The sequence below is a fragment of the Nocardiopsis sp. MT53 genome (assembly GCF_019598965.1).
Lineage (GTDB): Bacteria > Actinomycetota > Actinomycetes > Streptosporangiales > Streptosporangiaceae > Nocardiopsis > Nocardiopsis changdeensis.
Genome location: NZ_CP080599.1, coordinates 1,130,092 through 1,156,764 on the forward strand (window position 1 = coordinate 1,130,092; position 26,673 = coordinate 1,156,764).

General features: G+C 73.2%; 20 protein-coding genes. 8 read left to right on the plus strand and 12 right to left on the minus strand.

Features of this window, described 5'->3' with window-relative positions; genetic code table 11:
* Positions 1-440: 440 nt before the first annotated feature.
* The 5 genes from K1J57_RS04775 to K1J57_RS04795 all read right to left on the minus strand — a co-directional run bounded on the left by K1J57_RS04775 (position 441) and on the right by K1J57_RS04795 (position 4,580).
* Positions 441-1,427: a Ppx/GppA phosphatase family protein gene (locus K1J57_RS04775; RefSeq protein ID WP_220563266.1), complete on the minus strand. Its 987-nt coding sequence runs from the start codon at positions 1,425-1,427 to the stop codon at positions 441-443.
* Positions 1,424-2,002, minus strand: coding sequence for a DUF501 domain-containing protein (locus K1J57_RS04780; protein WP_220563267.1), 579 nt, complete (start codon positions 2,000-2,002; stop codon positions 1,424-1,426). The genes K1J57_RS04775 and K1J57_RS04780 overlap by 4 nt, the downstream gene beginning before the upstream one ends.
* A 67-nt stretch (positions 2,003-2,069) precedes the next feature.
* Entirely contained in the window at positions 2,070-2,441 is a 372-nt protein-coding gene (locus tag K1J57_RS04785) for a septum formation initiator family protein (RefSeq protein ID WP_220563268.1), read from the minus strand.
* A 183-nt stretch (positions 2,442-2,624) separates the two neighbouring features.
* Positions 2,625-3,908 carry a phosphopyruvate hydratase gene (gene eno / locus K1J57_RS04790; RefSeq protein ID WP_220563269.1) on the minus strand — a complete coding sequence of 428 codons (1,284 nt, stop codon included), beginning with the start codon at positions 3,906-3,908 and terminating at the stop codon, positions 2,625-2,627.
* Positions 3,909-4,013: 105 nt separating this feature from the next.
* Positions 4,014-4,580, minus strand: a complete 567-nt coding sequence (locus tag K1J57_RS04795; RefSeq protein WP_220563270.1) for a TetR/AcrR family transcriptional regulator — start codon at positions 4,578-4,580, stop codon at positions 4,014-4,016.
* Between the two features lie 145 nt (positions 4,581-4,725).
* Here K1J57_RS04795 and K1J57_RS04800 point away from each other — a divergent pair, with 145 nt between their 5' ends.
* Complete coding sequence (locus K1J57_RS04800; protein WP_220563271.1) at positions 4,726-5,937, plus strand: FAD-dependent monooxygenase; 1,212 nt, start codon at positions 4,726-4,728, stop codon at positions 5,935-5,937.
* Between the two features lie 229 nt (positions 5,938-6,166).
* Here K1J57_RS04800 and K1J57_RS04805 read toward each other — a convergent pair whose 3' ends face one another.
* Positions 6,167-6,907, minus strand: a complete 741-nt coding sequence (locus tag K1J57_RS04805) for a MazG family protein (RefSeq protein ID WP_220563272.1) — start codon at positions 6,905-6,907, stop codon at positions 6,167-6,169.
* A 68-nt stretch (positions 6,908-6,975) separates the two neighbouring features.
* Positions 6,976-8,571, minus strand: a complete 1,596-nt coding sequence (gene cysC / locus K1J57_RS04810; protein ID WP_220563273.1) for an adenylyl-sulfate kinase — start codon at positions 8,569-8,571, stop codon at positions 6,976-6,978.
* Between the two features lie 345 nt (positions 8,572-8,916).
* Between cysC and mfd the strand changes: the two genes are divergently transcribed.
* Positions 8,917-12,513: a transcription-repair coupling factor gene (gene mfd, locus K1J57_RS04815; RefSeq protein ID WP_220563274.1), complete on the plus strand. Its 3,597-nt coding sequence runs from the start codon at positions 8,917-8,919 to the stop codon at positions 12,511-12,513.
* A gap of 69 nt (positions 12,514-12,582) precedes the next feature.
* On the opposite strand, the gene K1J57_RS04820 is transcribed toward mfd, so the two are convergent.
* Both K1J57_RS04820 and K1J57_RS04825 read right to left on the minus strand, forming a co-directional pair.
* Positions 12,583-14,583, minus strand: coding sequence for a WD40 repeat domain-containing serine/threonine protein kinase (locus K1J57_RS04820; protein WP_220563275.1), 2,001 nt, complete (start codon positions 14,581-14,583; stop codon positions 12,583-12,585).
* A gap of 152 nt (positions 14,584-14,735) precedes the next feature.
* Positions 14,736-16,337 carry a DUF6350 family protein gene (locus K1J57_RS04825; RefSeq protein WP_255646847.1) on the minus strand — a complete coding sequence of 534 codons (1,602 nt, stop codon included), beginning with the start codon at positions 16,335-16,337 and terminating at the stop codon, positions 14,736-14,738.
* A 235-nt stretch (positions 16,338-16,572) separates the two neighbouring features.
* Here K1J57_RS04825 and K1J57_RS04830 point away from each other — a divergent pair, with 235 nt between their 5' ends.
* The gene (locus tag K1J57_RS04830; RefSeq protein WP_220563277.1) at positions 16,573-17,076 is read left to right on the plus strand and encodes a DUF1707 domain-containing protein; all 504 of its coding nucleotides are present in this window, start codon (positions 16,573-16,575) and stop codon (positions 17,074-17,076) included.
* 135 nt (positions 17,077-17,211) lie between these two features.
* Here the strand turns inward: K1J57_RS04830 and sucD are convergent, their stop codons facing one another.
* The 3 genes from sucD to K1J57_RS04845 all read right to left on the minus strand — a co-directional run bounded on the left by sucD (position 17,212) and on the right by K1J57_RS04845 (position 20,102).
* On the minus strand, positions 17,212-18,090 hold the full coding sequence (sucD, locus tag K1J57_RS04835; RefSeq protein WP_220563278.1) for a succinate--CoA ligase subunit alpha: 879 nt from the start codon (positions 18,088-18,090) through the stop codon (positions 17,212-17,214).
* Positions 18,091-18,106: 16 nt separating this feature from the next.
* A complete protein-coding gene (sucC, locus tag K1J57_RS04840; RefSeq protein ID WP_220563279.1) occupies positions 18,107-19,288 on the minus strand; it encodes an ADP-forming succinate--CoA ligase subunit beta in 1,182 nt (393 codons plus the stop codon).
* Between the two features lie 406 nt (positions 19,289-19,694).
* Positions 19,695-20,102, minus strand: coding sequence for a cobalamin B12-binding domain-containing protein (locus K1J57_RS04845; RefSeq protein ID WP_220563280.1), 408 nt, complete (start codon positions 20,100-20,102; stop codon positions 19,695-19,697).
* 126 nt (positions 20,103-20,228) lie between these two features.
* Here K1J57_RS04845 and K1J57_RS04850 point away from each other — a divergent pair, with 126 nt between their 5' ends.
* The 5 genes from K1J57_RS04850 to K1J57_RS04870 all read left to right on the plus strand — a co-directional run bounded on the left by K1J57_RS04850 (position 20,229) and on the right by K1J57_RS04870 (position 24,804).
* Positions 20,229-20,513, plus strand: a complete 285-nt coding sequence (locus tag K1J57_RS04850; protein WP_220563281.1) for a hypothetical protein — start codon at positions 20,229-20,231, stop codon at positions 20,511-20,513.
* A 174-nt stretch (positions 20,514-20,687) separates the two neighbouring features.
* Entirely contained in the window at positions 20,688-22,121 is a 1,434-nt protein-coding gene (locus K1J57_RS04855; protein WP_277615494.1) for an AlkA N-terminal domain-containing protein, read from the plus strand.
* A 128-nt stretch (positions 22,122-22,249) separates the two neighbouring features.
* Positions 22,250-22,813: a methylated-DNA--[protein]-cysteine S-methyltransferase gene (locus K1J57_RS04860; RefSeq protein WP_277615514.1), complete on the plus strand. Its 564-nt coding sequence runs from the start codon at positions 22,250-22,252 to the stop codon at positions 22,811-22,813.
* 180 nt (positions 22,814-22,993) lie between these two features.
* Complete coding sequence (locus K1J57_RS04865; protein ID WP_220563283.1) at positions 22,994-24,034, plus strand: M23 family metallopeptidase; 1,041 nt, start codon at positions 22,994-22,996, stop codon at positions 24,032-24,034.
* Between the two features lie 362 nt (positions 24,035-24,396).
* Positions 24,397-24,804: a hypothetical protein gene (locus K1J57_RS04870; RefSeq protein WP_220563284.1), complete on the plus strand. Its 408-nt coding sequence runs from the start codon at positions 24,397-24,399 to the stop codon at positions 24,802-24,804.
* Positions 24,805-26,673 lie beyond the last annotated feature (1,869 nt).

The window sequence follows — 26,673 nt, forward strand, 5'->3', positions numbered from 1 at the left end:
GCATATCCGCCCTAACGGTTTCTTCGGCCTCCCCCGTTGCCCCGGGGGTGGAGGCTCCCACTCGTGTTGCGAGTCGTGGCTGTTACGGGAGCCCGACCTTTTTGTCGCTGCTTGTGCATTCTTTCACAAGCACCTACCCACAGAGAAGGTTCACACCTGACCACCTTCCCACCACTTTCCACCCGACCCGGATTGCGTTTCCGCAGCTCAGAGCGGTTGTGAAAGCGTTCACAAGGGTCCTGCGGGGTGACACGTCTCACCCGGAGGTCCCTTGCCCGGACCCCGAAAGACCCTGGTGAACCCTAGAACACGAGGTTCCGGCCCCGCGCACTCGGGTCCGCCGGACACCGGCGGACCCGTCCTCCCGCCCCGCCGGCGCGCGCGGGGCGCCGAAGGCGCCCAGCACGGCCGGAGGGGGCGGAGGTTCAGAGGAGCACGGCCTAGACGACCAGGCTCCAGGCCACGCCGTCCAGGATGTCGTGCTCGCTGGCCGTGAACGCGTCCGCCCCCGTGCGGGCCAGGACCCGGGACAGCACCAGCGCGCCCGCGCCGATCACGTCGACCCGGCCCGGGTGCATGACGCCGATCTCCGACCGCTGCACCGACGTGGACGCCAGCAGGCTCCCGGTGATCCGGTCCAGCTCCTCCGCGGACACGCGCGTGTGGTGGATCCGCTCGGAGTCGTACTCGGGCAGGTCCAGCGCGATCCCGGCGACCGTCGTCGCGGTGCCCGCGACGCACACCACCGTGCCCGCCTCGCGCAGCGGGACGACCCGCTCGACCTCGTCCAGCGCGGCGTCGATGTCGGCGGTCGCCGCCGCGATCTCCTCCGCGGTGGGCGGGTCGCTGCGCAGGTGCCGCTCGGTCATCCGCACGCAGCCGATGTTGACCGACAGCGCGGCCCGCACCAGCTCGTCCTCGTCCCCGGCCCCGCCGCCCAGGACGAACTCGGTGGAGCCGCCGCCGATGTCCACCACCAGGAACGGCGGCTTGAGGTCGGGGTGGCCGTCCTCCGCGGCCTCCGCGGCGAACTCGGCGGTGGCGCCCACGAAGGACAGCTCCGCCTCGTCCAGGCCGGTGACCACCTCCGGCTCCACGCCCAGGATCTCGCGCACGCCGTCGATGAACACCTGGCGGTTGCGCGCGTCCCGGGTGGCGCTGGTGGCGACCATCCGGACCGCCTCCGGGCCCAGCTCGATGCCGTGCGCGGCGATGGCCTCGGCGTAGCCGCGCAGCGCCTCGAAGGTGCGCTCCAGGGCCTGGGGGGCGAACTCCCCCGTCTCGTCGACGCCCTCGCCCAGCCGCACGATCTCCATGCGCCGGTCGACGTCAACGACCTGGACCTCGTCGCCGTCGATGTGGACGACGTCCGCGATCAGCAGCCTGACCGAGTTCGTCCCGCAGTCGATCGCCGCGACACCGCTCATGACCCGTTCCCTTCCGCGCCCTCGGGGGCGTTCTCGTCGACGCACACACAGGGGCCCCGGTCCCACCAGTGCGGGAGCTCCTCCAGAGCCTGGGCCCCGAACGGGTTGACCCCCGGCTCGGCCAGCTCGTGGGCGACCAGCGCGTGCAGGCACTTGACCCGGGTGGGCATGCCGCCGGTGCTCTGCATCCCCTCCGGCAGCGGCTCCACGCCGTCGCGGCGCGCCTGCTCGGCGCGCTCGGCGATGTAGGACTCGTGCGCCTCGGTGTAGGCCGCGCGCAGGTCCGGGTCCTCTGCCAGGCGGTCCTGCATCTCGCGCATCCGGCCGGAGTTCTCCAGCCGGCCGATCGCGGACGCGGCGCGCGGGCACGTCAGGTAGTACAAGGTCGGGAAGGGGGTCCCGTCCTCCAGCCGCGGCGCGGTGCGCACCACGTCCGGCAGGCCGCACGGGCAGCGGTGCGCGACCCCGCGCACGCCGCGCGGGGCGCGGCCCAGCTGGAGTTCGATGGCGGCGACGTCACGCGCGTCGACGGGGTCCCCGGTACGCCCGGATGCGGGCTGATCTGCGGAAGTCATGACCGGTCCAGGATAGGGCCCCCGGGGCGTCCGCGCCCCGCCAGGGGCCGGGCCGGAGGGCCGCCGGTCAGGGCGCGCCGCCCGCGGCGGGGTCGTCGGCCTCGCGCACCGAGCGCCACAGCGCGGTGAACCACGGCTCGCCGGGACCCGCCTCGGCGCCGGGCTCGTCCTCGTCCTCGGGGCGCACCACGATGTAGGCGGTCTCGCCCGGGTACTGGTAGTGCAGGCGCAGCCGGGCCTCGCGCTCGACGTACTCGTCGGTGCTCAGGGCCTCCTCGCGGGTGCGCAGCTCGCGCACGCTCGCCTCCATGCGCGCCCGCTCCTCCTGGAGCTGGGCGATCTGGGCGCGCTGGGCCACGTACTCGCGCAGCGGGTAGGCCAGGCTGAGCGCGATCACGCACACGACCAGGGCCAGGATCGCGGCCCGGCTGGTGAGCATGGGCCGCACGGTCCGGGCCGGGGAGGGCGCCGGTCGCGACGCCCTCCCCTGCTGCTTCTTCTGCTTCTTCCGGTCCGGTGCCCTCGTGTCCCGCCGGGCGGCACGGCCGCGCGGCCTGTCGGCTTTGGTCGCCTTACGGGCCTTTGCGGGCGGCTGCTGCGATTCGCGGGACACTGGGGCAGACTAGCCGCGCCGGGCGAAGCGCGGGAAGGCCGACACGCCCGCGTAGACGGCGGCGTCCTCCAGCAGTTCCTCGATGCGCAGCAGCTGGTTGTACTTGGCGACCCGCTCGCTGCGCGCCGGGGCGCCGGTCTTGATCTGCCCGGCGTTGGTGGCCACCGCGATGTCGGCGATGGTGGTGTCCTCGGTCTCGCCGGAGCGGTGGCTGATCATCGCCGTGTAGCCGCTGCGCTGGGCGAGGGCGACCGCGTCCAGCGCCTCGGTGAGGGTGCCGATCTGGTTGACCTTGACCAGCAGCGAGTTGGCGGTGCCGCTCTCGATGCCGCGGGACAGCCGCTCGGGGTTGGTGACGAAGAGGTCGTCGCCGACCAGCTGGACCTTGTCGCCGAGGGAGTCGGTGAGGGCCTTCCAGCCCTCCCAGTCCTCCTCGTCGAGCGGGTCCTCGATGGAGACCAGGGGGTAGGCCTCGACCAGCTCGGCGTAGTAGGCGGACATCTCCGCGGAGGTGCGCGGCTTGCCCTCGAAGGTGTAGACGCCGTCGGAGAACAGCTCCGAGGCGGCCACGTCCAGGGCCAGCGCGATGTCGGTGCCCGGGGTGTACCCGGCCTTCTCGATGGCCTCGACGATGAGGTCCAGGGCGGCGCGGTTGCTGTCCAGGTTGGGGGCGAAGCCGCCCTCGTCGCCGACGCCGGTGCCCAGGCCGTGGCCCTTGAGCACGGACTTCAGGGCCTGGTAGACCTCGGCACCCCAGCGGACCGCCTCGGAGAAGGTGGACGCGCCGATGGGGGCGACCATGAACTCCTGGATGTCGACGTTGCTGTCGGCGTGGGCGCCGCCGTTGAGGATGTTCATCATCGGCACGGGCAGCACGTGCGCGTTGGGGCCGCCGAGGTAGCGGAACAGCGGCAGCTCCGCCTCCAGGGCGGCGGCATGCGCCGTGGCCAGGGAGGCGCCGAGGATGGCGTTGGCGCCCAGCCGGGACTTGTCGGGGGTGCCGTCGAGCTCGATGAGCGCGCGGTCGATCAGCCGCTGGTCGTCGGGCTCGAACCCGTGCAGCTCGTTGGCGATCTCGTCGTTGACGGCCGCGACGGCCTTGCTCACGCCCTTGCCGCCGTAGCGGTCGCCGCCGTCGCGCAGCTCGACCGCCTCGAACTTGCCGGTGGAGGCACCGCTGGGCACGCCGGCGCGCCCGATGATGCCGTTGTCGAGCCCGACCTCGACCTCGACGGTGGGGTTGCCGCGGGAGTCAAGGATCTCTCGCGCCTGAACTGCCTCGATGGACGCCACGGTCTCTCCGTCTCTTCGGTGTTTCTGTGGACCACTGTTCCAGGACCCGCACACGAGACTAGCGACCCGCCCCGGGTGTGAGCGCGCGCACCCTGTGAAATTGGTCTAGTCCATGCCGTCCGTTCGCGGTCCCGTACCCTCCATCAGCGCGGCCGCCGCGATGGCCACGGCCCGGTCGCGGCACCGGGCCGCCTCCTCGGGGTCCAGGTACACGGCGAGGTCCTGGAGGCCGCCCAGGGCGATGACGGCGCCCATCCTGGCGGGCATCCCGGCGTCCTCCCCCACGAGCGCGGCGTCCAGGCGGCGCCGCCAGCCCATGACGTCCTCGACCAGCCCGATCCGGCTGAGGGAGGCCAGGTCGTTGAGCAGCGCGGTCAGCAGGGTGCCGTGGCGCACACAGATGTCGAAGTAGACGCCGAGGACCTCCTCGGGGGCGTCGCGGGCGAGCCCGTCCACACCCTCCAGGAACCCCTCCATGTCCCGCCGCAGGGGCTCGACGAGGGCCCGGAGCAGGTCCTCCTTGGACCGGAAGTGGTAGTAGAGCGCGGCCTTGGTGATGTCCAGGCGTTCGGCGATCTCGCGCAGGCTCGTCTTCTCGTAGCCCTGCCTGCCGAAGAGGTCGAGGGCGACCCCCTGGATCTCCGCCCTGGTGTCACCGTGCGTTCTGGGCACAGACCTCACTCCTGTTCCTGCCGCCGACCGTCCCCACGAGTCTAACCCTGACCTTCCGACCGGTAAGTTACTTGACGACCGGTAAGTAGCTCTCTACCGTGAACGGGGACGGCACTCCCGCCGAGGGACCCCGAGGAGGACCCCCATGCCCGCCGTGAACGACGTCCTGATCTCCGGAGCCGGCGTCGCCGGACCCGCCCTCGCCCACTGGCTGCACCACCACGGCATCCGCGCGACCGTGGTCGAACGCGCCCCGGGCCTCCGGTCCGGCGGCTACGCCATCGACCTGCGCGGCGTCGCCGTCGACGTGGCGGAGCGCATGGGCGCGCTCGCCGAGATCCGCCGCAACGTCACCGAGATGGACGGGGCGGCGTTCGTGGACGCGCGGGGCCGCCGGTCCGCCCGGTTCTCCTCGGCCGACGCGGTGGACGACGGCCGGTCCCTGGAGATCCTCCGAGGCGACCTGGTGCGCATCCTGCACGCGCCCACCACCGCGCACACCGAGTACCTGTACGACGACACCCTCACCGCCCTGGAGCAGGACGGCGACCGGGTGCGGGCGACCTTCCTCAACGCCGCACCGCGCACCTTCGACCTGGTCGTGGGCGCCGACGGGCTGCACTCCGCCACCCGGCGGCTCGCGTTCGGCCCCGAGGAGCGGTACGCCCGGTTCCTGGGCGCCTACATCAGCATCTTCACGATCCCCGACCACCTGGGCCTGGACCGGGAGGCGCGGCTCTTCAACGTCCCCGGCAAGGCCGCCGGGATGTACCACACGCCCCGCGCCGAGGGCGCCAAGGCCATCTTCCTCCTCCGCTCCCCCGAGTCCTCCGGCATCGACCGCCGGCCGCCCGCCGAGCAGAAGGCGTACCTGCGGGCGGAGTTCGCGGGCCTGGGCTGGGAGAACGACCGGATCCTGGACGCCATGGAGGAAACCGGGGACTTCTACTTCGACTCGGTGACCCGGATCCACATGGACACCTGGTCGGCCGGCCGGGTGGCCCTGCTGGGCGACGCCGGGTACTGCCCCTCCCCCATGTCCGGGCAGGGCACCAGCCTGGCCCTGGTCGGGGCGTACGTGCTCGCCGCGGAGCTGGCCCGGCACGGCGGCGCGGCCGGCGCCCTGGCCGCCTACGAGGCGCGGATGCGGCCCTACGTGGACGCCAACCAGGCCATCGCCGACGCGGGCCTGGGCATCCTCGCCCCGCGCACCCGGCGGGGGATCCTGCTGCGCGACACGGTGCTGCGGGCCGGGGGGCCGCTGCTCTCCCTGCTGGGCCGGTTCGACAGGCGGCTGTCCAACGCCGCCGAGGCCCTGGACCTGGACGCCCCCGCCCCGGACCCGGCCCGGCCCTGACCCGGGCAGACCGCAGGGGCCTCACGGATCGGGGGCTCGGGGTGGATGGGCCCCGGACCGGAGCTGCCGGGACGGACGGGCCCACACGGCTCAGGACGCTTGGGGCGGATGGGCCGCACGGGCCCGGGGCGCGGGACGATCGGGCCGGGACTGATGGGCCCACAGGGGTCGGGGGGCGGGGCCGGAGCGGCCCGAGGCTGAGCGCCCGGGGACGGGCGGGGCGGACCGGTCAGGCGGTGGCGGCCCAGTAGGCGCGCCACTCCTCCCCGGACAGCTCCCGCGGGTCGCGGCCGTCCGCGCGGGCGGCCGCCTCGGCCGCCCGCACCCGCGCGTCGAAGCGGCGGGCCGCCGAGCGCAGGTCGGTCTCGGCGTCGCGGCCGCGGCCGCGTTCGTCGGCCACCGCGGCGAACAGCCCGCCGCCCTCGCCGCCGTCGTCGCCCACCAGGTCCGCGGGGAACCCGTTGCGCACCGCGCGCCCCTGCACCTCGGCCGCCAGCATCACCGCGGGCTGGGCGAAGGGCACCCCGTCCAGGATGGAGACGTCCGCACCGCCCGCGGCCTCGGCCTTGGCGGCCCGCTCGGCGGCCTTGATGGCCTCCCAGTTCGACCACACCTCGTCGGTGCCCGACACCTCCGCCCCGCCGAACACGTGCGGGTGGCGGCGGGTCATCTTGTCGATGATCGCGTCGGCGACGTCGTCCACCGTGAACCGCGCCGGGTCGCCCTCGGGCCGCTCGGCCGCGATCGCCGCGTGGAACACCACCTGGAGCAGCACGTCGCCCAGCTCCTCGCGCAGCAGCGCGAAGTCGCCCTCCTCGATCGTCTCCAGGGTCTCGTACGCCTCCTGGATGAGGTACTTGGCCAGCGACCCGTGGGTCTGGTCCCGGTCCCACGGGCACTCGGCGCGCAGGGTCCGCATCACCTCCACCAGGCGCAGCAGGCGGTGCCCGGCGGGCTGGGGCTCGGTCATATCGGGTCCTCGTCCATCGTCGAAGGGGGGCCGGCCCCGGGCGCGGGGGCCGGCCGCGGGCGAAGGGGTCAGTGGTCCTGCTCGGGCAGCCAGCCGCCCGCGCGCAGCGCGGCCAGCACCGCCGCCACCGAGTCGGCCGGGTCCGCGTCCACGGTGTCCACCACCAGGTCCGCGTCCACGGGCTCCTCGTAGGGGTCGGAGATCCCGGTGAACGCGGGGATCTCCCCCGCCCGCGCCTTGGCGTACAGGCCCTTGCGGTCGCGGGCCTCGCACACCTCCAGCGGCGTCGCCACGTGCACCAGGAAGAAGTCGCCGCCCGCCTCCTGCGCCATGGCCCGCACCTCGGCGCGGCCCCGGGCGTAGGGGGCGATCGGCGCGCACACCGCCACCCCGCCGTGGCGGCCGATCTCCGCCGCCACGTAGCCGATCCGGCGGATGTTCAGCTCCCGGTCCTGTGTCGAGAAGGTCAGCCCGTGCGAGAGCATGCGCCGCACCACGTCGCCGTCGAGCAGCGTCACCGTGCGGCCCGCCCGGCGGATGCCGTCGCACACGCCCCGTGCGATGGTCGACTTGCCCGACCCCGACAGCCCCGTGAAGAACACCGTCAGCCCGCGCCGGGTGCGCGCCGGGCGCAGCCGCGCCAGCTCCGCGGCCACCCGCGCCGGGGTGAACCACACCGGCAGCTCGCGGCCGTGCGCCAGCTCCGCCTCCACCTCGGCGTCGGACGGCTCCCGGCGGGCCCGGGCCGGGTCCACCCGGGTCAGCGGCTCCCACAGGCCCTCGTCGGCGTCGTAGAGCCACGGCTCGGGGTCCAGCAGCGTCACCGGCGGGCGTCGGGCCATGACGCGGTCCACGTCCGGACCGTCCCGCCCCGCCTCGACCACCAGGTGGGTAGCGCCGTACGCGGCGGCCACGTGCGCCGCCAGCAGCGCGTCCCGGTCCCCCCACGGGCCGCCGAACGGCCCGCTCGCCCGGGCCTCCGCGCGCGGCAGCGTGCACACCGCGAACGAGGTGTGCGGCGGCAGCAGCGGCCGGGCGGCCAGCACCGCGGCCGTCATGCCCTCGTCCTCCAGACCGGTGTCGACCAGGACCAGCACCTCGGCGCGGTCCGCCTCCACCCCCGGGGCCTGGGCCAGGGCCTCCGCCTGGGCGCGGATCTGGTGCAGGGCCCGGTGGTGCAGCGGCCGGTCGGTGACCACCGCCAGCAGCGGCCGCTCCACCCGGCCCTCCAGGTCGCGGCGGGCGCGCACCTCCGCCGGGGTGGCCCGCAGCTCGCGCAGCACCCCGTACGTGGGCGGCCGCAGCAGCGACACCTCCCCCGCCAGGCGGTACTCCCCCGCCCCGTCCTTCCAGCGCTCGGCGACCGCCAGCTCCGCCAGCGGGGCGCCCTCCGGGTCGGTGAGGACCACCGTGCCGCCCTCGACGGTGAAATCCGCCGGGACGGGAAGGATGACCGGAACCGGCCACGCGCGCCCATCGGGCAGCCTGCCCGCGCGCTCCACCGACTCCGCCTGCTCACGTGTCATGAATCCCGGCAGCGGGTACGCCCCGCTCAGTATCAGTTCCAGATGCGCGAGCGCGTCCGGGCCGGGGGCGAGGACCGGGGCGTCCGGCCGCCCGGAGGCCCCCTCCGACGTGCTCCCGTGCCTGTCGACACTCACCACGCGACTTCCTCTCCGACGGTCCGACCGGGGTTCACCGAAATCGCCACTAGCGTATGCCGGACGGGGCGCGCGCCGCCGCGCCGCACCGCACCGGCGGCCCCCAGGCCCCACGAGGGGCGGAATACGCGCAGGTCACGAAAGGTTCCCATGAAGGCACCGCCCGCCGTGCGGCCCGTCCCCGACCGGGACACCGCGACGGCTCCCGTCCGGACCCGGCCCGCGTGCGGGCCGCGGACTCGATAGTCTGAACAGACCCGGGCGGCGCCCGCAGCCGTGCCGCCGCCCCTCACCGTGCAGGCCGCGACCTTCCGCCTGAACCGGAACTCTTCTTCTTTCTTTGGTGCTATGAGCCTCACTGGACTTCTCGCCGACGTCTCACGGGACCCGGCACTGCACAGCGCGATCGAGACCGCCCGCGGCGGCCGCGATCCCCACCTCGACCTCGTCGCACCCGCGGCACTGCGCCCCTTCATGGTCGGCGCGCTGGCGGCCGACGCGCCCCTGGGCGCCGGCCGCCCCGTCCTGGCCGTCACCGCCACCGAGCGGGAGGCCGCCGACCTGGCCGACGCGCTGGGTTCGCTGCTGCCCGAGAACTCCGTCGCGCTGTTCCCCGCGTGGGAGACACTGCCGCACGAGCGGCTGTCCCCGCGCTCGGACACCGTCGGCCGGCGCCTGGCCGTGCTGCGCAGACTCGCCCACCCCGACCCCTCCGACCCGCTGACCACACCGCTGCGGGTCGTCGTCGCGCCCGTGCGCAGTGTGCTCCAGCCCCTGGTCGCCGGACTGGGCGACCTCGAACCCGTCCGGGTCCGCCAGGGCGACGAGGTGTCCCTGGAGGACGTCGTGCGCTCCCTGGCCGACACCGGGTACTCCCGGGTCGACCTGGTGGAGAAGCGCGGCGACATGGCCGTGCGCGGCGGCATCCTCGACGTGTTCCCGCCCACCGAGGAGCACCCGCTGCGCCTGGAGTTCTGGGGCGACAGCGTCGAGGACATCCGCTACTTCCAGGTCGCCGACCAGCGGTCCATCGCGGCCGGCGAGGGCGGCGACCACGGCGACGCCGCCTCCGGGCTGTTCGCCCCGCCCTGCCGGGAGCTGCTGCTCACCGACACCGTCCGGGAGCGCGCCCGCGCCCTGGCCGCCGAGCACCCGGCGCTGGCCGAGGTCCTCACCAAGCTCGCCGACGGCGTCGCCGTCGAGGGCATGGAGGCCTTCGCCCCCGTGCTCGCCGAGCGCATGGAACCGCTCCTGGAGCTGCTCCCCGAGGGCGCCATGGTGGTGGGCTGCGACCCCGAGCGCATCCGCACCCGCGCCATCGAACTGGAGGCCACCAGCGCCGAGTTCCTCGAGGCGTCCTGGATCAACGCCGCCTCCGGCGGCGAGTCGCCCATCGACCTGGGCGCCTCCGCGTACATGTCCATCGCCGACCTGCGCTCCCTGGCCTCCCGGCTGGGAACGCCCTGGTGGGGGCTGACCCCGTTCAGCTCCGGCGAGGCCGGCACCCGCGAGGAGGACGACGCCGTGGTGGTGGGCGCGGTGCCCGCCGACTCCTACCGCGGCGACACCGAGCGCGCCCTGGCCGACATCAAGGGCTGGCTGCACGACAACTGGAGCGTCGTGCTGGTCACCCAGGGGCACGGCCCCGCCGAGCGGCTCGTGGCGATGCTGCGCGACGCCGGGCTCGGCGCCGACCTGGTCCAGGACCTCGCCGGGCCGCCCGCCCCGGCCGTGGCCACCGTGACGACCGGGCTGGTCGACCACGGGTTCCTGCTGCGCACGGTGCGCACCGTCGTGCTCACCGAGACCGACCTGGCCGGGCAGAAGTCCTCCACCCGCGACATGCGGCGCATGCCCAGCCGCCGCAAGGGCACCGTCGACCCGCTCCAGCTCAAGCCCGGCGACTACGTCGTCCACGAGCAGCACGGCGTGGGCCGGTACCTGGAGATGGTCAGCCGCCAGATCCAGGGCGCCACCCGCGAGTACCTGCTCATCGAGTACGCGCCGTCCAAGCGCGGCCAGCCCGGCGACCGGTTGTTCGTCCCCACCGACCAGCTCGGCGAGGTCACCCGGTACGTCGGCGGCGACGCGCCCGCGCTGTCCAAGATGGGCGGCGCCGAGTGGAGCAAGGCCAAGAGCCGCGCCCGCAAGGTGGTCCGGGAGATCGCGGGCGACCTCATCCGGCTGTACTCGGCCCGCCAGGCCTCGCCCGGGCACGCGTTCGGCCCCGACACGCCCTGGCAGCGGGAGCTGGAGGACGCGTTCCCCTACGTGGAGACGCCCGACCAGCTCGCCGCCATCGAGGAGGTCAAGAAGGACATGGGGCGATCCGTCCCCATGGACCGGCTGATCTGCGGCGACGTCGGCTACGGCAAGACCGAGGTGGCGGTGCGGGCCGCGTTCAAGGCGGTGCAGGACGGCAAGCAGGTGGCACTGCTGGTGCCCACCACCCTGCTGGTGCAGCAGCACCTGTCCACGTTCACCGAGCGGTACGCGTCCTTCCCCGTCACCGTCAAGCCGATGTCGCGGTTCCAGACCGACGCCGAGGTGGAGCTGACCCGGGAGGGCCTGCGCTCCGGCGAGGTCGACGTGGTCATCGGCACCCACCGGCTGCTGTCCTCCGAGACCAGGTTCAAGGACCTGGGCCTGGTCATCATCGACGAGGAGCAGCGGTTCGGCGTCGAGCACAAGGAGGCCCTCAAGCGGCTGCGCACCCAGGTGGACGTGCTCGCCATGTCGGCGACGCCGATCCCGCGCACCCTGGAGATGGGCCTGACCGGCATCCGGGAGATGACCACCATCCTCACCCCGCCGGAGGAGCGCCACCCGGTGCTGACCTTCGTCGGACCGTACGAGGACAAGCAGATCACCGCGGCGATCCGCCGGGAGCTGATGCGCGAGGGCCAGGTGTTCTTCGTGCACAACCGGGTCGCGTCCATCGACAGGGTCGCCGCCGAGATCAAGCGGCTGGTGCCCGAGGCGCGGGTCGCCTACGCCCACGGCCAGATGAACGAGCAGCAGCTCGAGAAGGTCATGGTGGACTTCTGGGAGAAGAACTTCGACGTGCTGGTCTCCACGACCATCGTCGAGTCCGGCCTGGACGTCCCCAACGCCAACACGCTGATCGTGGACCGCGCCGACACCTACGGCCTGTCCCAGCTGCACCAGCTGCGCGGCCGGGTCGGCCGCGGCCGCGAGCGGGCGTACGCGTACTTCCTGTACCCGCCGGAGAAGCCGCTCACCGAGACCGCCTACGAGCGGCTGGCCACCGTCGCCCAGCACACCGAGACCGGTGCGGGCATGTACGTGGCGATGAAGGACCTGGAGATCCGCGGCGCGGGCAACATCCTGGGCGCGGAGCAGTCGGGCACCATCGCCGGGGTCGGCTTCGACCTGTACGTGCGCATGGTCGGCGAGGCCGTCGCCGAGCTCAAGGGCGACCAGAGCGCCGCCGAGGAGACCGAGACCCGCGTCGAGCTGCCGGTCAACGCGCACATCCCGCACGACTACGTGCCGGGCGAGCGGCTGCGGCTCCAGGCGTACAAGCGGATCGCGGGCATCACCTGCGAGGACGACGTGCTCGCCGCCTACGAGGAGCTCACCGACCGGTACGGCGCCCCGCCCCGGCCGGTGGACAACCTCATGGCGGTGGCCCGGTTCCGGGTCCTGGCCCGCGCGGCGGGGCTCCAGGACGTGGTGCTCCAAGGCAACCAGATCCGGTTCACCCCGGTGGAGCTGCGGGAGTCGCAGGAGCTGCGGCTGCGGCGGATGTACCCCAAGTCGCTGCTCAAGGAGGCCACCCGCACCCTGCTGGTGCCGGTCCCCAAGGCGGGCGGCATGGGTGGCAAGCCGCTGCGCGACCTGGAGCTGCTGGCCTGGTGCACGGAGCTGGTCAACGCCATCTTCGAGCCGGACAAGCGCAAGCCCCCGGTCGCCAAGGACTGACCCTCGGCGAGGGAGAGACGAACCGCCCCCGGCGGCCCGAGGAAGGGCTGCCGGGGGCGGCCCCGTGTGTCATCCGATCTCCCACAGGTGCACGGTGCCGTCCGCGTGGCCGGTGGCGAACGTCGCGCCGTCGGGGCTGAACGCCACCGTCGTCATCCTCGACGGTTCGCCCTGCGGCCGCAGCGGGGGCGCGGCGGCCTCCTCCCACGTGCCGGTGTCCCAGAACCGCACGGTGCCCTCGTGGTCCCCGGCGGCGAGCATGGCGCCGTCCGCGCTGAACGCCACGGTCATCGCGCACTCCTGCCCCGATAGCGCAGCGGTCTCCTCCCAGGAGCCCGTGTCCCACAGGTGGATGGAGCCGCTGCACGCGGCGAGCGTGGCACCGTCCGGGCTGAACACCACCGATTGGAACGAAGCCTCGTTCGCGGCGAGGACGGCGACCTCGCCGCCGGTGCCGGTGTCCCACAACCGCACGGCACCCCCGTCGCTGTCCTCGAACACCCCGGCCGTGTGCTCCGCGGTGGCGGTGGCGAGCAGGTCGCCGTCGGGACTGAACGCCACCGAGGTCATGTAGTCGGTGGGTCCGTCTATCAGAGCCGTCTCCTCCCCGGTGCCGGTGTCCCACAGCCAGACATGGCCGACGGCGTCGGAAACGGCGAGTGCCGTGCCGTCCCGGCTGAGCGCCACCGAGGTGACCCACTCGTCGTCGAGGAAGCCGGCGGTCTCCTCCCAGGTACCGGTGTCCCACAGCCGGACCGAACTCTGGCCGGTGGCGAGCGTGTCACCGGCGGAGTCGAACGCCACCCCCGGGGTGCCCATGCCCATCGAAAAGTCCTCGTCGACCAGGAGGGCGGTCTCCTCCCAGGTACCGGTGTCCCACAGCCGCACGGAGAACTTGGTATCGCTCGTGACGAGCGTGGTGCCGTCCGGGCTGAACACCAGCGAGTTCACCTCGTCCTCGTGCCCGACGAGGGTGGTGACGGGTTCGGGGGCTTCGGAGACGGTTTCCGGTTCTTCGGAGCCGCGTTCGCCCCGGAGGACGACGACACCGGCGGTCACGGCGACGGTGACCGCAACCAGGGCGGCGGCGACGGTCAACGCTCTCCTCCACCGCGGCCCCGCGGGGGGCGCCGCGCGCGGGGAGAGGTCGTCCGGCATGACCGCGGTGGCCTCGGTGGCCGCGACCAGGGTCGGGGCCGGGGGACGTGTGGGCGCCTCGGGGTCGTCGACCGCTCGGGCGGTGCCGGACGGGGAATCTGTGGCGCGGGGAGCGAGGGCGCCGAAGCGGGCGAGGATCGCCTCGGGGGTAGGCCGCCGGTCCGGGTCGTGGTTCCAGCAGTCGGCGATCAGGGCGCGGGTGCTCGGATCGATGTCGCCCGGGTCGGGGGGAGGGCCGATGAGGCGGCGGATCGTCGCGGCCATGGAATCCGCGTTGAAGGGGTTGATCCCGGTGGCGGCGTAGGCGAGGACGCTGCCGAGGGAGAACACGTCCGAGGCCGGACCGACGTGGGAGTTCTCGGTCTGTTCGGGCGACATGTAGGGCAGGGTTCCGAACACGGCCTCGCGGGTGGTCAGGCTCTCGGCGTCCAACGGCCGGGCGATGCCGAAGTCGATGATGCGGGGCCCGTCGCCGCTGAGGACCACGTTCCCGGGCTTGAGGTCGCGGTGGACCAGTCCGCAGTCGTGCACCGCCCTGAGCCCCTCGGCCAGCCCGACGATCAGCGTGTGCAGGTCGGGCGGCGTAACGGGTCCCTGGTCGCGGACCCTCTGGTGCAGCGTGGGGCCGGGGATGTAGGCGGTGGCGATCCACGGGGGTTCGGACTCGAGGTCGGCGTCCACAACCTGGGCGGTGTGGAACCCGCCTACCCGGCGCGCGGCGTCGACCTCACGCGCGAAGCGGGTGCGGAAGTCCCGGTCCTGGACCAGGCCGGGCCGGATGACCTTGACGGCGACCTGGCGGCCGGACGCGGTACGGGCGAGGTAGACCTGGCCCATCCCGCCTTCGCCCAGCCGAGCGACCAGTCGGTAGCCGCCGATGCGCCTGGGGTCGGAAGGCTCCAGAGGCCGCACCTGTAGTCCCCTTCCACGGCGCTCGAAGCCCGCACCTGAGAGCGACCCTCCCCCGCCGAGTTCGGCGAAGCGCCCTCAGCGTAGCCACAACGTGTTCGAGGACGCAGCACCTGTCACCGGATCGCAACCGGCCGCGCGGTCCCGCTCCTCCGTCAGGGGCGGGGGCCGTCGGCCTCGTCGGGGCCGGCCTCGTAGGTGATGCCGTACAGGTCCTCGGAGTCGTCCTCGGCGGCCCTGCGGCGCCACAGGCGGGGGCGCTCGGCCCGGCGGGCGCGGCGCTCCTCGCGCTTGCGCTCCCTGTCCGCGGCCCTGGCCGCCCGGGCGGCGGCCCTGGCCTCGGCGCGCTCGGCCCGCTCCCGTTCCTTGCGCTCGCGCTCCTCCTCCGCGGTGGGCCCGGCCGTCGCGGCGTCCTCCGCCGGGGCCTCGGGCGCCTCCTCGACGGCGACCCCGCCGCCCTTGTCCTCCCGCGGGCGCAGGGGGGTGACCGTGGCCAGCCCCTCGCCCACAGGGACGTCGGCGGGCAGCTCCACCCGCCCGGCGCGCTCGGCCTCCGGCTCCGGGGCGTCCCCGGCCGGGGCCCCGGCCGTCGCGGCGGTCGCAGCGGTCGCAGTGGTCGCGGCCGCCGGGGAGCGGCGGGTGTACCACCAGTTGGCGACCCACGCCGCGATGGCCGCGGCCACCCCCACCTCCAGCGCGGCCACGAGCCCCACCTGCCAGGCGGACGGGCCCACGTCCGACAGCCGGTGGCCGCCCAGGGACCCGCCCGCCAGCTCCCCCAGGGCGGCGCACAGCAGCCCGGTGGTCACCCCGCACACGAACCCCCACAGCGGCGCGGCCTCGCTCACCACGTCCGGCGCGCTGCGCTGGGTCAGCACCCCGCCCACCGCCCCCGCGACGAACGGCACCGCCAGCGCCGCCAGGGACAACACCGGCGCCGCCCCGTTCTCCGGCAGCGCCGCCAGCATGGGCAGCAGCGGCAGCGGCCCCACCGACACCCCCGTCGGGGCCACCACCGTCATCTCCCCCACCGCGAACCCCGGGCCCAGGGCGTAGCAGACCGCGAACACCACCGCGTTGGGCAGGTAGGCGAGCTGGATGAGCAGCAGCAGCAGGCCGCCCACCCACCCCGGGGCCAGCAGCCGCGTGGTCTCGACCGCCTCGGGCAGGCTCACCGCCAGCGCCACCAGGAACAGCAGGAACCCGCCCGCCAGCAGCGTCCCGGTGGAGGCGAGCATCCCCACCAGCAGCGACCGCGACCGGGCGGGCATCAGCCCCAGCAGGTCCCTGGCCACCACGCCCTTGTCGCGCATCAGCTGGCGCAGCACCCCCAGCCCCCCGGCCAGGAACGCGATGACGAACCCCATGAGCAGCGCCCGCGGCATGCTCGGCTCCACCGTGTCGGTGCGGGCCAGCAGCGCCAGCGTCCCCGCGATCGCCGCGTACGGCCCGGCGATCGCGATCGCCGCCCGGTGTACGTGCCGCAGCCGGGCGATCTCGCAGTTGCGCGCCACCCACCGCCCCGACCGGTACAGCAGCAGCCCCGGCAGCAGCACCAGGCCGATCGGGAGGAGGCTGATGTCCCCCTCCGGCACCGAGAACGACACGTGGTGGCCCACCAGCCAGGCCAGCACGGCCCCCTGGAGCAGGTCGACGATCTCCTCGCCGAACGTGTCGTGGGGCGCGGCCACCCACCCGACCATGGTCAGGGTGACGATGACCGCCAGGCCGATGCCCGCGGCGGTCGCGGCCGCCACGCCCCCGGTCGAGTAGACCGGGCGCGGCGCTTCCGCGGTTCCCGTGCGGCGGGCTGGGTCGGGGGGTGATCCTGGCGTGCTCACCCGACTTATGCTGCCAGGGACCGGATTGCTCCGCGCCATCCCCGCCGCGCGTGTCGTGCTTCCCCGTCCCCGCGGGACCGTTCCGGAACCCCCTGGCCGGTACGTCCGTCATACGATGGAGAAGCCGGTTCCCCCGCTCGAACGGACGAAGATGACAGGCCCGGATCCCGCCCCCTACCGCCTCTCCGACGGCGAACGCGACGAGGCGCTGGAGTCCCTGCGCACCGCGTTCCAGGAGGGCCGGCTGACCGTCGACGAGCACGAGGAGCGCTCGGCCGCGGCCCTGCGCGCCGTCACCGGCAAGGACCTGGTCCCGCTGTTCGAGGACCTGCCCCCGAACCTGCACCCGGGCTTCCTGTCCGCCTCCGCGGCGGTCGTCCCCGCTGCGGACGGCGAGGGGCCGGTGGACCTGGCCGAGACCGGCCGGTCCGTGGCGAAGAAGAAAAAGAAGGACGACGACAACCTGTCGTCCATCATGGGCTGGGGCGGGTTCCTGCTCTTCGTGTGGGGCCTGCCGACGTTCATCTCCGGCAACGTCACGGCCATCTCCGTCTTCCTGGGCTTCTTCTGCCTGCTGGTGGTGCCCGGCCTCATCACCTCCCTGGCCCGCCGCCGGCGCCGCGGGGGCGGCCCGGGCGAGATCACCCGCGGCTGAGCCGGGGGCCGGGGGCGGCTCGGCGAAACGGCGGGCCGGGCCCGGAACGGCGGCCCCGGCGTGGCCGGGTCCGGGAACGGCGACGGCCCCGCCCGCGCCCGGAGGCGCGGTGCGGGGCCGTGACGACCTGAGCGGCTAGAACAGCTCGCGCACCAGCTTGGCGGTTTCGCTGGGGGTTTTGCCGACCTTGACGCCGGCGGCCTCCAGCGCCTCCTTCTTCGCGGCCGCGGTCCCCGAGGAACCCGACACGATCGCGCCCGCGTGCCCCATGGTCTTGCCCTCGGGCGCGGTGAACCCCGCCACGTACCCGACCACCGGCTTGGACACGTTCTCCCGGATGAACGCCGCCGCCCGCTCCTCGGCGTCCCCGCCGATCTCACCGATCATCACGATCACGTCGGTGTCCGGGTCGGCCTCGAACGCCGCCAGCGCGTCGATGTGCGTGGTCCCGATGATCGGGTCCCCGCCGATACCCACCGCTGAGGAGAAACCGATGTCGGCCAGCTCGTACATCATCTGGTAGGTCAGCGTCCCGGACTTGGACACCAGCCCGATCCGGCCCGGCTTGGTGATGGTCGCCGGGATGATGCCCGCGTTCGACTGGCCCGGGGTGATCAGACCCGGGCAGTTGGGGCCGATGATGCGGGTCTTGTTGCCCTTGCTCTGGGCGTAGGACCAGAACTCGGCGGTGTCGTGCACCGGCACGCCCTCGGTGATCACCACCGCCAGGCCGATCCCGGCGTCGATCGCCTCGATCACGGCGTCCTTGGTGAACTTGGGCGGCACGAAGATCACGGTGACGTCCGCACCCGTCTTCTCCATCGCGTCGGCGACGGTGCCGAACACCGGCACCTCGGTGCCGTCGAAGTCCACCGACTGCCCGGCCTTGCGCGGGTTGACCCCGCCCACGATGTTGGTGCCCGAGGCGAGCATCCGGCGGGTGTGCTTGGTGCCCTCCGACCCGGTCATGCCCTGGACGAGGACCTTGCTGTCCTTGGTGAGGAAGATGGCCATGGTGTGTTGCTCCCTGCTACTTCGCCGCGAGTTCGGCGGCCTGCGCGGCGGCGCCGTCCATGGTGTCGACCTGGCGCACGGCCGGGTGGGCGCGGTCGGTGAGGATCTGCCGGCCCAGCTCGGCGTTGTTGCCGTCCAGCCGCACGACCAGCGGCTTGGACACGTCCTCGCCCCGGCCCTCCAGCAGCTCCAGGGCCTGCACGATGCCGTTCGCGACCGCGTCGCACGCGGTGATGCCGCCGAAGACGTTCACGAACACGCTCTTGACCGAGGGGTCGCCCAGGATGATCTCCAGGCCGTTGGCCATCACCTCGGCCGACGCGCCGCCGCCGATGTCGAGGAAGTTCGCGGGCTTGACCCCGCCGAACGCCTCGCCGGCGTAGGCGACCACGTCCAGGGTGGACATGACCAGGCCCGCGCCGTTGCCGATGATGCCGACCTCACCGTCCAGCTTGACGTAGTTGAGGTTCTTCTCCTTGGCGGCGACCTCCAGCGGGTCACCCTCCTCGGGAACGGCGAGGCTCTCCAGGTCCTGGCGGAACTCGGCGTTCTCGTCCAGGGTGACCTTGCCGTCCAGGGCGACGACGCGGCCGTCCTTGGTGAGGATGAGCGGGTTGACCTCGACGAGCGTGGCGTCCTTGCCGACGAAGGCCTTCCACAGCTTGGCGATGATCTCGGCGGCGCCCGCGGCGGCGGCCTCGGGGAGGCGGCCGGCCTTGGCGATCTCCGCGGCGACGGCCTCGGGGGCACCGGTCAGCGGGTCGATCGCGATCTTGGCGACGGCGTCGGGGTTGGTCTCGGCGACCTCCTCGATCTCCATGCCGCCCTCGGCGGAGCAGATCGAGAGGAAGTTGCGGTTGGCCCGGTCCAGCAGGAAGGAGAAGTAGTACTCCTCCGCGATGTCGGAGGCCTCTTCGACCAGGACACGGTGGACCGTGTGGCCCTTGATGTCCATGCCGAGGATCTGCTCGGCCTTGGCCTGGGCGTCCTCGGGGCCCTCGGCGACCTTGACGCCGCCGGCCTTACCGCGGCCACCGGTCTTGACCTGGGCCTTGACGACGACGCGGGGCTTGCCCGCGGCGGCGAACTCGTCGGCGATGGCACGCGCCTCGGCGGCCGTGCTCGCCACCTTCCCCTGGGGTACGGGAATTCCGTACTCTGCGAAGAGTTGCTTCGCCTGGTATTCGAACAGGTCCACGAGGGTCCGTCCTTGTAACTCGCTGGCTCAGGATGTCTACCGGGGTGGCCTGGTCCGGATCCGGCTCACCACCGCGTGTCACACGACGCGGATGCCCCGAACGGGGGACGAGCCGACTACAGGGATCGAGATCGCCGCGGCGTCTTTAGCCACCCGCGACATGCGCAAAGCTTAGTCGCCTGAAATCCGGCCGCCGGACACCGGGGGCGCGTTGGCTGCGCCGCCCGCACCGGTGATCGCGGCGCAGGCGGCTCTCGAAAGCCCCCCGATGGGAAAATCTGTGACGAGCGCCACGGCCTATAACACTGTGAACGAGACGAAAGTCCTGGATCCCCACGTTATGGGCATGCGACCAACGTCACGTCGCGATGTCACGCCGCGGCGACACGACATGACACGTCACGGTTCAGGCGGCGTGCGCGGGCCGCACGTTCTCCTTGACCCACTCCGCGATCTCCGCCGTGGGCGCGCCCGGTGTGAAGATCTTCGCGACCCCCAGGCGCTCCAGCTCGGCGATGTCCTCGTCGGGGATGATCCCGCCGCCGAACACCCGGATGTCCTCCGCGTCGTTCTCCTTGAGCAGCTCCAGCACGCGGGAGAACATCGTCATGTGGGCGCCCGAGAGCACCGACAGCCCGATCGCGTCCGCGTCCTCCTGCAGGGCGGTCGCCACGATCATCTCGGGCGTCTGGCGCAGCCCCGTGTAGATGACCTCGACACCGGCGTCGCGCAGCACGCGGGCGACGATCTTCACTCCACGGTCGTGTCCGTCGAGCCCCGGTTTGGCGACGACGACCCGTGCTGCACCTGCCATGGTCCAACCCCTCACGGCCCCTCGTGAGGGCCCTTGTGCGAGAACGCTGCGAAACAATCCGATGCCCTGAAGAGTAACCCAGGTCACTTGAGGTGACGGGGCGCGGGGACGGGTATCGTCCGGAACATGGCACAGCAACAGGAACTCGACTCGCTCGGCACCGACGAACTGCGCGAGCGCGCCGTCGAACTGGCGCGCAAGAAGTGGGACCTGCGCTTCTTCTGGAAACTCCTGGGGCTGATCCCCGCCGCCGAGGCGATCGCCGGCAACCGGGAGGCCAGCGAGGCGAGTGTCGCCCAGCTCTCCGGGTTCGTGTACGAGGCCCTGTCCGCCGAGAACGACCCCAAGGTCCAGGAGGCCCTGCGCCCCGTGTACATCGAGTACCTCAGGGAGCATTCGGAGGAGGCCTGAGCAGAGGCCTGAGCACAGGGGGTGCGAGGGCGCGGGCGCGGTTCGGGAGGCGTCGGCACGGCGGGCCGGGAACACCGGAAAGGCCGGGCGGGCCGGGGACGCCGGGAGGGCCTGACCATGATGTCCGAAAACCGCCGGTCCGGGTCCCCGGGATCGGCGAGTATGGATCCCGTGATGGACGATGAGCAGCGCTACCGCGCCGTACACGGCAGGGACTCCCGGTTCGACGGGATGTTCTACACAGCGGTGCGCACCACCGGTGTCTACTGCCGTCCCAGTTGCCCGGCGCGCACCCCCAAGAGGCAGAACGTCGACTTCTACCCGACGGCCGCCGCCGCCCAGGAGGCGGGCTTCCGCGCCTGCAAGCGGTGCCGCCCCGAGCTCACCCCCGGCTCGCCCGAGTGGAACATCCGCGCCGACGTGGTGGGCCGCGCCATGCGGCTCATCCAGGACGGCGCCGTCGACCGCGGCGGCGTGAGCGAGGTCGCGTCCTCGGTCGGCTACAGCGAACGCCAGCTCAACCGGCTGCTCACCGCCGAACTCGGCGCCGGGCCGCTGGCGCTGGCCCGCACCGAGCGGGCGCGCACGGCGCGCACGCTGGTGGAGACCACGGACATGCCGATGACCGACATCGCGTTCGCCGCCGGGTTCTCCAGCGTGCGGCAGTTCAACGAGACCATGCGCGCGATGTTCGACCGGGCTCCCACCGAGATGCGCGGGCGCACCGTGCGCCCGGGCTCGGACACGATCACGCTGCGCCTGGCCTACCGGGCGCCGTTCGACCTCGACCGCACCCTCGCCTTCCTCGGCGCCCGAGCCGTCCCGGGCGTCGAGGAGTTCCACGGCGGCGTCTACCGGCGCACGCTGCGCCTGCCGCACGGCCCCGCCACCGCGGAGCTGTCCGCGGGCACCGGGCACGTGCTGTGCCGCCTGCGCCTGGCCGACACCCGCGACCTGATGGGGGCGGTGCGCCGCTGCCGTCGCCTGCTGGACCTGGACGCCGACCCGCAGGCCGTCGCCGAGACGTTCGCCGGCGACCCCCTGCTCGGCCCGCTGTCCGCCCGCTTCCCGGGGCTGCGCTCCCCGGGCCACCCGGACCCGGCCGAACTGGCCGTGCGCGCGGTCCTGGGCCAGCAGGTGTCCGTGGCCGCCGCCCGCACGCTCGCGGGCCGCCTGGTCCTGGCGCACGGCGACCCCCTGGCCCCGGAGCTGCGCACCGGCGGCCTCACCCACCTGTTCCCCGCCCCCGCGGCGCTGGCCGCGGTCGACCCGGAGGACCTGCCGCTGCCGCGCACCCGCGCCGCCACCCTCACCGGGCTGGCCGCCGCCCTCGCCTCGGGCGGGGTCGACCTGGGCCCGGGCTGCGACCGCGACGACACCGAGCGCCGCCTCCAGGAGCTGCGGGGCATCGGGCCGTGGACCGCCGCCTACGTGCGCATGCGCGGCCTGGGCGACCCGGACGTGTTCCTGGGCACCGACCTGGGCGTGCGCAAGGCGCTCACCGGCGGGGCGCCGGCCGGGGGCACCGGTCCCGGTCCCGACCCCGACGACAAGGTGTGGAGCCCCTGGCGCTCCTACGCCACCCACCTGCTGTGGGCCTCACTGTGAGGGCGCCGGACATGGACGCGGGCGTGGATACGGGCACGGCCCCGGCGATCGGGCCGGCCATGGAGACGGACGTGGACCCGGAGACCGAACCGGGCGTGGACGACGTGGATAGAGACGTGGATACGGACATGGACATGCTGCCCCTCGACATCGAAGTACCGGAACCGGCCCGCGCCGCCGCGGTCGTGTTCAAGGACCCGACACCGGGCCCGACCCGGTTCACCACCATGGACTCGCCCGTCGGGGAGCTGACCCTGTACGGCGACGGGCAGGCCCTGGGCGGTGTGCTCACCCCGGCCAAGGACGGGAGCTCCCGCCACGTGCCCGCCGACTGGGTCCGGGAGGACACCGGCGTGCTCGCCGACACCGCCGACCAGCTGCGCGCGTACTTCGCGGGCACGCTCACCGAGTTCGACCTGCCCCTGGCTCCCGCGGGGACCGAGTGGCAGCGGCGCGTGTGGACCGCGCTGACCACCATCCCGTACGGCGAGACCGCGAGCTACGGGGAGCTGGCCCAGGAGCTGGGCCGGCCCACCGCGTCCCGCGCGGTCGGCATGGCCAACGGGCGCAACCCCATCAGCATCGTGGTCCCCTGCCACCGGGTGATCGGGGCGGACGGGACCCTCACGGGGTACGCGGGCGGACTGGAGCGCAAGAGGTTCCTGTTGTCCCTGGAGGCGCACGGGGCGTGAGCGGAGCCCTGGAGGGCCGGGCTTCTCGAAAAGCGAAGCTCCTCCCCTTGTCTACGTGTGGGCGTCTGGTTACTCTGCGGTAGCCGCGGTCCTGAGGTAGGACCACAGGCGCGGCCGGGGCCGTGACACCGTCCCCGGCCACCGTCGAACCCCGCTCGCTCACCCCCACAAGGAGAAGCGTTGACGCCCCCCACCCCCCGTTTCCTCGGCCTGTCCACCCTCGCCCTCACCTGTGCGGCCGCCCTGGTCGCCACCGCGGGCACCGCCCAGGCCGCGCCCGCCCCCGCGGCGCCCGAACTCGCCGCCGCCGACAACGTCGAGATCCTCGTCGAGCCCGAGGTCTCCGCCGAACTGCCGGGCGTCCGGGGCTCCGGGAGCGCCGAGGAGCCGCTCGCCGACGCGGTCGTCGCCGACGTCCTGGCCGAACAGGGCGCGGGCATCGCCGCCCTCGACGCCCAGGACAAGGACGTGCGCGTCGACATCCGCGAGGCCTCCGACGGCTCCGCGTTCGGCGTCGCCATCGTCGCCGTCCCGGTCGGCTCCGAGGAGGCGCCGGAGGCGTGGCTGTTCGCCGCCGACCACACCGCCCAGGGGTGGGAGGTGGGGCTGGAGGGCAGCGCCGAGTTCTCCGACATCCTCGGCGGCTCCGACCTCCTGGACGCCGAACAGCGCGAGGCCGTCGCCACCGCCACCGACCCCGAACAGGACGTCACGGCCGCCACCTACATCGGTGTGGGGCTGCCGTTCGCCATCGGCACCTCGATGATCATGACCGGCGGCCCGCACGGCTGGGGCTCCGGACGCCCGTACAGCTCGGTGGACTTCGCCGGCGGCAACGGCCAGGCGCGCGCCGCCCGCGGCGGGTACGCGTACAGCCTGTGCACGGGGTGGACGCGCGTCATCCACGACAACGGGTACTCCACGGACTACTACCACCTCGAGAACTACCAGTGGCTGCCCGGCAACAACGTCGGCGTCGGGCACTACCTGGGCACCCAGGGCAACAGCCTCTGCGCGGGCGGCTCCACCACCGGCGCCCACATCCACTTCGGGCTGAGGGCGTACACGGACCCGAACGCCGCGGGCTGGTACGTGCCGCTGCACGGCCGCACCCTGGGCGGCTGGACCTTCGTCGAGGGCGCCGCCTACGGCGGCTACGTGTACCGCAACGGCGTCGGGACGGTGTACCCGGGCGGGTCGGTGTACAACTACGGCTTCTAGCCCCAGGGGAGGCCCCCGGCCCGGATCGGCAGGCCTCCCCCACCACCGGTCCGACATGAACGAGGAACACCGCAGCCCTCGTCCCACCAGGCCGAACCAATGATCTAGCCCCCCTTTATCATTGATATCTAGGGGGGCTAGATTTATTCTCATGGTCAAAGGGATGAAGCGGCGACAGGTCGAGCAGGCACTCGGCAGGCACGGGTGCGTACAATCCCGGAACTCCGGCAGAGGCAATCACGAGAAATGGATCTGCCCGTGCGGAGAGCACCGAGCGATCATCCCCGACACGGTGAGCTCTCCCCAGGAGTCATCGCCGACACGATCAAACGCATGAAGTGCCTACCGGAGGGGTGGCTCCAGTGAAGACTTACCAGGTACACGCCAAGCGGTGGGACCGCGGCTGGGAGCTCCACATCGACGGCGTGGGTGTCACACAGGCCCGCCACCTCACCGAGGCGGAGGAGATGGCCCGTGACCACATCGTCATGGCCCTCGACCTCGACGACGACACGTTCACCGTGGTCATGGAAGACATCCAGGTGGACGCCGAGATCGACGCGCTCTCCACACAGGCCCGCCAGGCCCAGCGCGAAGCCGAACGCATGCAGCAGGAGGCGGCCCGGAAGATCGGGTGCACGGTCACCAAACTGCAAGGACGCGGCTTGAACAACCGGGAGATCGCCCGCTATCTCAAGATCTCTCCACAACGGGTCTCCCAGATCTCCTCCCGCCAGAAGAGACCGGCGGACCGGCACGACCACCTGTGATCTCACCTGTTCCCCTCCCGCTCCCTCCTGAGCCGTACCCGCGACCGGGTGCCTACCCGTACCTTTCAACGCTGTGGTGGGTGGCGGGTGTGTCTGTCGGGGGCCGAGGCACGGTCGGAAGGCGGATCGTCTCCTTCGGCGCCGAGGGGTCGGGGTGGGCGTTCCCGCCGCCCCGGACACATGAGGATGGGGGCCACAGGTGGCCTCCCGCCCGGGCCCGGGAGTCGCTCACCCACTTGGAGCCCTCAGCCCCCGCCGGAGGGCGACGCGGGGCCTTCGCCCTAGGGGGCAAAGGCCGTGGGAGGCTTCCCGCCCCGGCTCCGGGGGTGCCCCTATGCCCTTTCAACGTTGTGGTGGGTGGCGGGTGGGTCTGTTGAGGGCCGAGGCACGGTCGGAGGGCGGATCATCTCCTTCGACGCCGAGGGGTCGGGGTGGGCGTTCCCGCCGCCCGGACACACGGGGCGGGGGCCGCGCGTACCTGCGGGCCCCGGGCCCAGGGGGTCGCCCACCCGGCCGGGGCCCTCAGCCACAGCCGGGAGGTGAACCGTTACCTCCGCTCCAAGGGGTGAAGGCCGCGGGAGACTTCCCGCCCCGACCCCAGGGGGTTTCCCACCTGACCGGAGCCTCAGCCACCGCCGGAAGGCGAACCGCCTCCTGCTCCGCAGGGGGTTTCCCACCTAACCGGGGCCCTTGGCCACAGCCGGAGGGCATCGCTGGGCCCCCGCCGCAAAGGGTGAAGGTCGCAGGCGGCTTCCCGCCCCGACCCCAGGGGGTTTCCCACCCGGCCGGGACCTCCGCCCCAGCCGGAGGGTGGACCGCTTCCTGCGCTCCAGGGGGTTTCTCACCCGACCGGGGTGGCCCGCCATAGCCGTGTCAGGCCAGTGGGGTGCCCGGCCATAGGGGGTCTTCGCCGAGGTAGTTGTAGGTTTCCAAGAGGCCGGCCGCTTGGGGTGGGCGGTCCGCGCCGGGTGGGCCCGGCCCCGGCCGCAGTCGGCGCACGGCAGACCGCCAGGGGGAATCGTTGGGCGCGCGTGGCGGGTGGTGGGGGTGTGACTGCCGGAGCCGGGTGCACGCGGAGCGCGCACACCCGCACCGCCTGGAAAGGTTGGGGGCGCCGACGGACGTGAGGGCGCTCCACGCTGCCGCCTACTCCCGCGCGTGACCGCGGTACGGACGGGAGCGGGGGTGAAACCCGCACGCACCCGCAGCTCCCAAGCCACAGGGGGTATGGGAAGGCATAACCGCAACCCCCGCCCCAGGGGGTGTCGCCGCACGTACCCGCGACCCTAGCCCCAGACCGGGCACAGGGCCGCGACCTCTGCCCCAGGGGGTGTGGGAAGGAGAGACCGCGACCCCCGTCCCAGGGGGTGAAAGCGGTACGTTCTCGCGGCTCCGGCCACAGCCCGGGCACAGGACCGCGCACCTCCGCCCCCGGGGTTGAAGGCCGCGCGTTCCCGTGGCATCAGCCAGAGGGGGGGTTGGGGAGGCATGACCGCGACCCCGGCCACAGCCCGGAGGAGAAACCGGAAACCTCCGCCCCAAGGGGTGTTGCCGGAGGTGTCCGCCGACCTGTGCCACAAGGGGGGTGCAGGGAGGAGGAACCACCACCCTCGCCCTACGGGGGTGAGGCCCGCACCCGACTCCCGGCCCCGACCCACGGCACGGAAAGGCGTTCGCGGCACGCACCCCGGGGGGCAAGGCCGCGGTTCTGTTCCCGACCTGGGGCTGAGGCCGCGGGCCTTGGCGGCGAAACCCCCCATGGCGAAGGCCGCAGGCATGCCTCCCCACACCCCCTGGGTCCTGGGTCCCGGTCATGCCTCCCTGAACCCCCTGCGGTGGAGGCCGCGGTTCTTCCTCCCCAACCCCCCT

Excerpts from the sequence above, each read along its gene's own strand:
- K1J57_RS04830 (WP_220563277.1), top strand. The coding sequence starts at position 16,573 with ATGACAGGCCCGGATCCCGCCCCCTACCGCCTCTCCGACGGCGAACGC.
- sucD (WP_220563278.1), bottom strand. The coding sequence starts at position 18,090 with ATGGCCATCTTCCTCACCAAGGACAGCAAGGTCCTCGTCCAGGGCATG.
- K1J57_RS04805 (WP_220563272.1), bottom strand. The coding sequence starts at position 6,907 with ATGACCGAGCCCCAGCCCGCCGGGCACCGCCTGCTGCGCCTGGTGGAG.
- mfd (WP_220563274.1), top strand. The coding sequence starts at position 8,917 with ATGAGCCTCACTGGACTTCTCGCCGACGTCTCACGGGACCCGGCACTG.
- K1J57_RS04800 (WP_220563271.1), top strand. The coding sequence starts at position 4,726 with ATGCCCGCCGTGAACGACGTCCTGATCTCCGGAGCCGGCGTCGCCGGA.
- K1J57_RS04850 (WP_220563281.1), top strand. The coding sequence starts at position 20,229 with ATGGCACAGCAACAGGAACTCGACTCGCTCGGCACCGACGAACTGCGC.
- K1J57_RS04845 (WP_220563280.1), bottom strand. The coding sequence starts at position 20,102 with ATGGCAGGTGCAGCACGGGTCGTCGTCGCCAAACCGGGGCTCGACGGA.
- K1J57_RS04860 (WP_277615514.1), top strand. The coding sequence starts at position 22,250 with ATGGACATGCTGCCCCTCGACATCGAAGTACCGGAACCGGCCCGCGCC.
- K1J57_RS04780 (WP_220563267.1), bottom strand. The coding sequence starts at position 2,002 with ATGACTTCCGCAGATCAGCCCGCATCCGGGCGTACCGGGGACCCCGTC.
- K1J57_RS04775 (WP_220563266.1), bottom strand. The coding sequence starts at position 1,427 with ATGAGCGGTGTCGCGGCGATCGACTGCGGGACGAACTCGGTCAGGCTG.
- K1J57_RS04855 (WP_277615494.1), top strand. The coding sequence starts at position 20,688 with ATGGACGATGAGCAGCGCTACCGCGCCGTACACGGCAGGGACTCCCGG.
- K1J57_RS04785 (WP_220563268.1), bottom strand. The coding sequence starts at position 2,441 with ATGCTCACCAGCCGGGCCGCGATCCTGGCCCTGGTCGTGTGCGTGATC.